The 7,687-nt window shown below is 73.8% G+C and carries 1 protein-coding gene and 1 pseudogene; both read left to right on the top strand.

What is annotated here, in order from left to right; all coding sequences use genetic code 11:
- On the top strand, nucleotides 1–7,621 hold a 7,621-nt coding region (locus H343_RS31225; protein WP_037904170.1), incomplete at its 5' end, for a type I polyketide synthase.
- An 11-nt stretch (nucleotides 7,622–7,632) separates the two neighbouring features.
- Nucleotides 7,633–7,686, top strand: a pseudogene (locus H343_RS35970) (polyketide synthase docking domain-containing protein); the annotation flags it as partial.
- Nucleotide 7,687: the final 1 nt, after the last annotated feature.

The raw sequence follows: 7,687 nt of genomic DNA, 5'->3' as shown, positions 1-7,687 counted from the left end.
GGGGCGGGAGTTGTACGGGCGTTTTCCGGTGTTCGCGGAGGCGTTCGATGCGGTGGCGGCGTATGTGGATGTGGAGTTGGAGCGGCCGCTGCGGGATGTGGTGTGGGGTGGCGACGCGGGGGTTCTGGACCGGACGGGGTGGGCGCAGCCTGCGTTGTTCGCGTTGGAGGTGGCGCTGTTCCGGTTGGTGGAGTGGCTGGGTGTGAGTCCGGATCATGTGGCGGGGCATTCGGTGGGTGAGATTGCTGCTGCGCATGTGGCGGGTGTGTTGTCGTTGGAGGACGCCTGTGCTCTGGTGTCGGCGCGTGCGCGGTTGATGGATGCGTTGCCTTCGGGTGGTGCGATGGTCGCGGTCGAGGCGACGGAGGAAGAGGTCCGGCCGCTTCTGACCGCTGAGGTTTCTCTTGCGGCGGTGAACGGTCCGTCGTCGGTGGTGGTGGCCGGGGACGAGGCCGGTGTGCTGGAGGTCGCGGAGCGTTTTGAGGGTGAGGGGCGGCGGACGCGGCGGTTGTCGGTTTCGCATGCGTTTCATTCGCCGTTGATGGATCCGATGCTGGACGATTTCCGTGCCGTGGTGGAGGGGTTGTCCTTCTCCGCGCCGCGGATTCCGGTCGCGGCGTGGGGGGATGTGACCTCGCCGGAGTACTGGGTGCGGCACGTGCGTGAGACCGTCCGCTTCCACGACTCCGTCCGCACCCTGCACGACGCCGGAGTCAACGCCGTCGTCGAACTCGGCCCCGACGCCGTCCTGTCGGCCCTCGCAGCCGCAGTCCTGCCGGAGAACGCGCTGACCGTACCGGTGCTGCGCGAGGGCCGGGGTGAGGAGGCGGTCCTGGCCACCGCGCTGGGACTGCTGCACGCTCCGGGCACGGCCGTGGACTGGGAGGCCTACTTCGCCGGCACCGGCGCCCGCCGTACCCAGCTGCCGACCTACGCCTTCCAGCGCGAGCGCTACTGGCCCAAGACCGCCCCGGCCCCCGGTGCCGCGGCCGGCGACCCCGCCGACGCCGAGTTCTGGGCGGCCGTCGAGAACGAGGACCCGCAGTCGGTGGCCTCCGTCCTCGACCTGGACGAGGAGACGGCGAGCGCCGTAGCCCCCGCACTGGCCAGCTGGCGCCGCAGGCGTCACCAGGAGTCCGCCGTCGACGGCTGGCGCTACGAGGTGACCTGGACGCCGCTCGCCGCACCCGTCGCGTCGCCGGCGGAAGGCCGCCTCCTGGTGATCGTCCCGTCCGGGTCCGCCGCCGGGGACTGGACCACGGCCGCCGCCGACGCACTCGGCCCGGACACGCTGCGCGTACCGGCCGACCCGGCAGGGAGCGGCGAACTCGCCGACGCTCTGGCGGAGTTGGACGAGGAGGAACGGGCCGCGTTCACCGGTGTCGTCTCACTCCTCGCCACCGGCGCCGAGGATGTGCCGCCGCGGCAGGCATGGCCCGCGGAACTGCTGGCCGTCCTCGCCACGTCCGGCATCACCGCCCCGCTGTGGTGCGTCACGCGCGGTGCCGTCGCCGTCGGTGACGAACCCCTCGTCCACACCGGACAGGCCGCCGTATGGGGTCAGGGACGTGTCTCGGCGATCGAACACCCGGAGCGCTGGGGCGGACTGATCGACCTTCCCGCGGACCTCGGCCAGGGAACGTCCGGGCGGTTCGCCTCCGTACCCGTGCGCGGGGACGGCGAGGACGAGATCGCAGTACGGCCCTCCGGCACCTTCGCCCGGCGCCTGGTCCGCGCCACAGCCGACGGCAGCACCTGGACACCGTCCGGAACGGTGCTCGTCGTCGGTGGCACCGGGCCCACGGGCGGCCGCGTCGCCGCCTGGCTCGCCCGGCAGGGCGCCGGACACCTCGTGCTCACCGGCCGGGACGGTGACGGCGCGCCCGGTGCGCACGCCCTGAAGAAGGAACTGACCGCCCTCGGCGCCACCGTCACCATCACTGCCTGCGACGTCGCCGACCGCGACGAACTGGCCGCCGTGCTCGACGGCATCGGGGACGAACCGCCGCTGACCGCCGTCGTCCATGCCGGCGAGGAGGACACCGACGGCCCGGCCGCGGCGGACGGGAAGACCGGTGCCGACGACGCCGCGGGAGAGGCCGACGCAGACCCCCGCAGCGCCTTGAAGGCGTCCCTGGCCGGTGTGACCAACCTGGACGCACTTCTCGGGGACCGTCCCCTGGACGCGTTCGTCATGCTCGGCTCGGTCGCCGGGACCTGGGGCCTGCGGGGACAGGGCGCCCGGGCGGCTTCCGCCGCCTGCCTGGACGCGCTCGCCCGTGCCCGACGGGACCGCGGCGCCCCGGCCCTGTCGATCGCCTGGGGCCCGTGGGCGGAGACCACCGACGCCGGCATGGCGGCACATCTGCGGCTGAGCGGTCTGCCGGTCATGGACACCGAGTCCGCCCTCGCCGCGCTCGGCCGGGCCGGGACCGGCGCTGCCGGGGCCGTGACCGTCGCCGACGTACGGTGGGAGACCTTCGCGCCGGCGTTCACCGAGTCCCGTAGCGGGGCCCTCTTCTCCGCGCTGCCCGAGGCCCGCGCCGCGATCGAGGCCGCCGGCGGCGACGGCGGCGCCTCACCGGCCGCGGAGGAACTGCGCACCCGGCTGCTGGCCCTGCCCGGGAGCGAACGCGGCCGTGAACTGCGCGCCCTGGTGCAGGACAAGGCCGCGCGCGTCCTGGGCCACGGCAGCGCCGACGCCGTCGAGGCCGACGTGCCCTTCCGCGACCTCGGGTTCGACTCGCTGGCCGGGATGGACCTGCGCAACCAGCTCGTCGCCGAGACGGGTCTCAGCCTGCCCGCGACCCTGGTCTTCGACCACCCGACACCGCAGGAACTGGCAGCACACCTCGGTGACACGCTACTCGGCAAGCAGCCCGGTACGGCCGTTCCCACGGCCGTGAACGCCGCCGGCACGGCCGACGAGCCCATCGCCATCGTCGGCATGAGCTGCCGCTACCCCGGCGGTGTCCGCTCCCCGGAGGACCTGTGGCGGCTGCTGACCGCGGAGACCGACGCCGTCAGCGAGATGCCCACCGACCGCGGCTGGGACCTCGACGCGCTCTTCGACGGCCAGAGCACGACGCGGTACGGCGGATTCCTGCACGACGCCGCCGAGTTCGACCCGGACCTCTTCTCCATCTCGCCGCGTGAGGCACTGGTGATGGACCCGCAGCAGCGCATCATGCTGGAGGCGGCGTGGGAGGCCCTGGAGCGGACCGGAATCACCCCGGCCGCCCTGCGCGGCACCGGGACCGGCGTCTTCATCGGCGGCGGCAGCGGAGAGTACCGGGCGCCCGCCGAACTCGTCGGCCAGGAATGGCAGACCGCGCAGTCGGCCAGCCTGCTCTCCGGGCGGCTCGCCTACACCTTCGGCCTCGAGGGGCCCACGGTGTCGGTGGACACGGCCTGTTCGTCCTCCCTGGTGGCCCTGCACCTGGCCGCACAGGCGCTGCGCTCGGGCGAATGCGACATGGCTCTGGCCGGAGGCGTGACCGTGATGGCCACCCCGGTGGGCTTCGTGGAGTTCAGCGCCCAGGGCGCGCTGTCGCCCGACGGACGGTGCAAGGCGTTCTCCGACGAGGCGGACGGCACCGGCTGGGCCGAGGGCGCGGGCATGCTCGTCGTCGAGCGGCTCTCCGACGCGCGGCGCAACGGCCACGACGTGCTCGCCGTCGTCCGCGGATCCGCCATCAACTCCGACGGCGGTTCCAACGGTCTGACGGCACCCAGCGGCCCCGCCCAGCAGAAGGTCATCCGCCAGGCCCTCGCCAACGCCGGGATCGCTCCGTCCGAGGTGGACGCCGTCGAGGCGCACGGCACCGGCACGACCCTGGGCGACCCGATCGAGGCGCAGGCCCTGCTGGCCACCTACGGGCAGGAGCGCGAGAGGCCGCTGCTGCTGGGCACCGTGAAGTCCAACATCGGGCACACGCAGGCCGCTTCGGGCGTCGCCGGCGTGATCAAGATGGTCATGGCCATGCGTCACGGGGAGCTGCCCAGGACCCTCCACGTCACGGAGCCCTCGACGCACGTGGACTGGTCCTCCGGCGCGGTCGAACTGCTGGCGGAACGCACACCCTGGCCGCAGGCCGGACGTCCGCGCCGTACCGGCATCTCCTCCTTCGGCGCCAGCGGCACCAACGCCCACCTCATCATCGAGGAGGCCGAGCCGGCCCAGGCACCGGAGCCGACGTCCTCGCGCACGCCCGCGGTACTGCCCGTACTTCTCTCCGCCCGCACACCCGCCGCCCTGCGGGACCAGTCGCAGCGGCTGCTGGCCGCGCTGCACGGGACGGGAGAAGGGAAGAGCCGGCCGGGCCTCACCGATCTGGCGTTCTCCACCGCCACCACACGCGCGGCCTTCGACCAGCGTGCGGCCGTACTCGCCGCCGACCACGGCGAACTTCTCGACGGCCTCGCCGCGCTCGCCGCCGGCCTCGCCTCGCCGCACGCCGTACGTGGCGAGAGCGCCCCCTCCGGCAGGACCGCCTTCCTCTTCTCCGGTCAGGGCAGTCAGCGGCTGGGCATGGGGCGGGAGCTCTACGAAGGCTTCCCCGTCTTCGCGGAGGCGCTGGACGCCGTGCTGGACGGTCTGGACCCGGGCCTGCGCGAGGTGATGTGGGGCGAGGACCCGGACGCGCTCAACCGCACCGGTCACGCGCAGGTCGCCCTGTTCGCCCTCGAGGTGGCGCTGTTCCGGCTCCTGGAGTCCTGGGGCGTACGGCCCGACTTCGTGGCCGGGCACTCCATCGGAGAGATAACCGCCGCCCACGTGGCGGGAGTTCTCACGCTGCCCGACGCGTGCACACTGGTCTCCGCCCGGGCGGGCCTGATGCAGAAGCTGCCCGCATCGGGAGCCATGGCAGCCGTCCGCGCCGGCGAGGAGGAGGTGCGCGCACGGCTCGTCGACGGAGTGTCCGTCGCCGCCGTCAACGGTCCGGACTCCGTCGTCATCGCCGGTGACGAGAAGGCCGTCGAAGAGATCGCGGGACACTGGGAGTTCAAGCGTCTGCGGGTCTCGCACGCCTTCCACTCCGCGCACATGGACCCGATGCTGGAGGACTTCCGCACCGCCGTACGGGGCCTGACCTTCTCCGAACCGCGCATCCCCGTCATCACCACCGGTGAGGTCACCTCGCCCGACTACTGGGTCCGCCACGTACGGGACACCGTCCGGTTCGCCGACGGGGTGCACGAACTCGCCGAGCGGGGCGTGACCGCCTTCGTCGAACTGGGCCCCGACGCCTCGCTGTCGGCCATGGTGCCGGAGTCCGCGCCGGGCGCACTGGCGGTTCCCGTGCTGCGCAGGGACCGCGGTGAGGAGGCCACCCTCGTCGCCGCACTCGCCCGGCTGCACACGGCCGGGGTCGGCGTGGGATGGCGGGAGTTCTTCGAGGGGACCGGCGCGCGCCGCGTGGACCTGCCGACATACGCCTTCCAGCATCAGCGGTTCTGGCCCGAGCACTCCCCGAACCCCGCCGCGCCCTCCCGGCCCGGCGGCAGCGACGGCGCCTTCTGGTCCGCGGTGACCAGGCAGGACTTCTCCTCCCTGGAGTCCGTGCTGCAGGTCGACAGCGACTCGCTCTCCACGGTCCTCCCGGCGCTGCTGGAGTGGCGCACACAGCAGGAGAACCAGGCTGTCGTGGACAGTTGGCGCCACCGCATCACCTGGAAACCGCTCGGACGCCTCTCCGGCACCCTCTCCGGCACGTGGCTGGCGGTCGTGCCTCCCGGCGCCCCGGACGACGGCTGGGTCACCGCGGCGCTCGACGCGCTCGGGACGCACGGCGCCGACGTCGTGCGGGTCGAGGCTCCCGGACCCGACCGGGCCGCGCTGGCGGACGTCCTGCGCGGCGCCGCCGACGCGGCATCCGCGGACTTCGCTGGAGTGGTGTCACTGCTGGCAGCGCCGCATCCTCCCGCGGAAGGCGCGGGCGCCGGCGGGGCAGCCGCGGTGCGGGCGGCGGTGCTCACCGCCGGCCTGGTCCAGGCCCTCGGCGACGCGGGAATCGCCGGGCCGCTGTGGTGCGTCACCCGCGGAGCCGTCTCCGTCGGCAGGTCCGACCCGCCGGAGGCACCGGCACAGGCAGCCGTCTGGGGGCTCGGCCGGGTCGCCTCGCTGGAGTACCCCGAGCGCTGGGGCGGACTGGTGGACCTGCCCGGCACACTGGACGAACAGACCGCGAGCCGGTTCGCCTCCGTCCTGGCGGGAGAGGACGGCGAGGACCAGGTCGCGGTGCGTGTGAGCGGAGCGTGCGGACGCCGTCTGCTGCCGGCTGCCGCGGCGGACGCGGAACGCGTCTGGAAGCCCCACGGCACGGTGCTGATCACCGGTGGCACCGGAGCGCTCGGCGGGCACGTCGCGCGCACCCTCGCCCACGAAGGCGCCGGGCACCTGGTGCTGGCCAGCCGGCGCGGCATGGAGGCACCCGGCGCTGACGAACTGCGCAACGAACTGCTCAGCGCCGGTGTCGGCGTCACCGTCGCCGCCTGCGACGTCGCCGACCGCGACGCCCTGCGGTCGGTCCTGGCGGCCGTCCCCGAGGAGCATCCGCTCACCGCGGTCGTCCACGCGGCCGGAGTCCTCGACGACGGCGTCCTGGACCGGCTCACCCCCGACCGGTTCGAGGAGGTCTTCCGCACGAAGGTCGACTCCGCGTTCGTCCTGGACGAACTGACCCGGGAGCGCGACCTGTCGGCGTTCGTCCTCTTCTCCTCCGCCTCCTCGGCGGTGGGAAACCCCGGCCAGGCCAACTACGCGGCCGCCAACGCCGTCCTGGACGCCCTCGCGGAGGACCGCCGCTCCCGCGGACTGGCCGCCACCTCCATCGCCTGGGGCCCCTGGGGCGGAGGGGGCATGGCCGACGACGCCCGGGCGGACCACAGCGCACGGCGCGCCGGAGTCGCCGCGATGGACCCCGCGCTGGCGTGCACGGCGATGCGCCAACTGGCCGCGGAGAGCGAGCCGACCGCAGTGGTCGCCGCCGTGGACGGAGCACGCGCCGCGAGCGGCTCCGGCCCCGGCGCCCTCATGAGCGACCTGCCCGGAACGGCCGCCGGGACCGCGCCGGACGCGGCCTCCGCCGACGGCGCGCCACGGGAGAAGCTGCTGCGGCTGCCGCAGGGCCGCCGCGCCGAGGCCGTGCTGGACATGGTGCGCGCGTGCGCCGCAGGAGTGCTCGGGCAGCCGGACGTGGAGGCGGTACGGGCCGAGAGGCCCTTCCGCGACCTCGGGTTCGACTCCCTGGCCGTCGTCGAACTGCGCAACCAGCTCAGCGCCGCCACCGGACTGAGCCTGGCCTCCACGCTGGTCTACGACCATCCGACGCCCGCAGCCCTGGCCGGCCACATCCTCGAACAGCTCTTCCCGGACGACGCCGCCGGCGCCGGGGCGGAGCCCGAGGAGGCCGAGATCCGGGAGCTGCTGGCGGCCGTGCCGCTCGCGCGGCTGCGGGAGATCGGCGTGCTGGAACCGCTGCTCCAGCTCGCGGGCCGCGACGGCACCGCCGACGCGGACACGTCCGCACCGCACGACGGCAGCAGCTCGATCGATTCCATGGCCGTGGACGACCTGGTGCAGGCGGCACTAGAGACCCCCCACCTGTCGCAGGACTGACGGAGCAGACGATGAACACCTCCAGCGAAAAAGTTGTCGAGGCACTCCGTGCGGCCCTGAAGGAGG

Source organism: Streptomyces sp. TAA204, from assembly GCF_000424965.1.
This window is presented reverse-complemented; position numbering and strand designations above follow the sequence as displayed.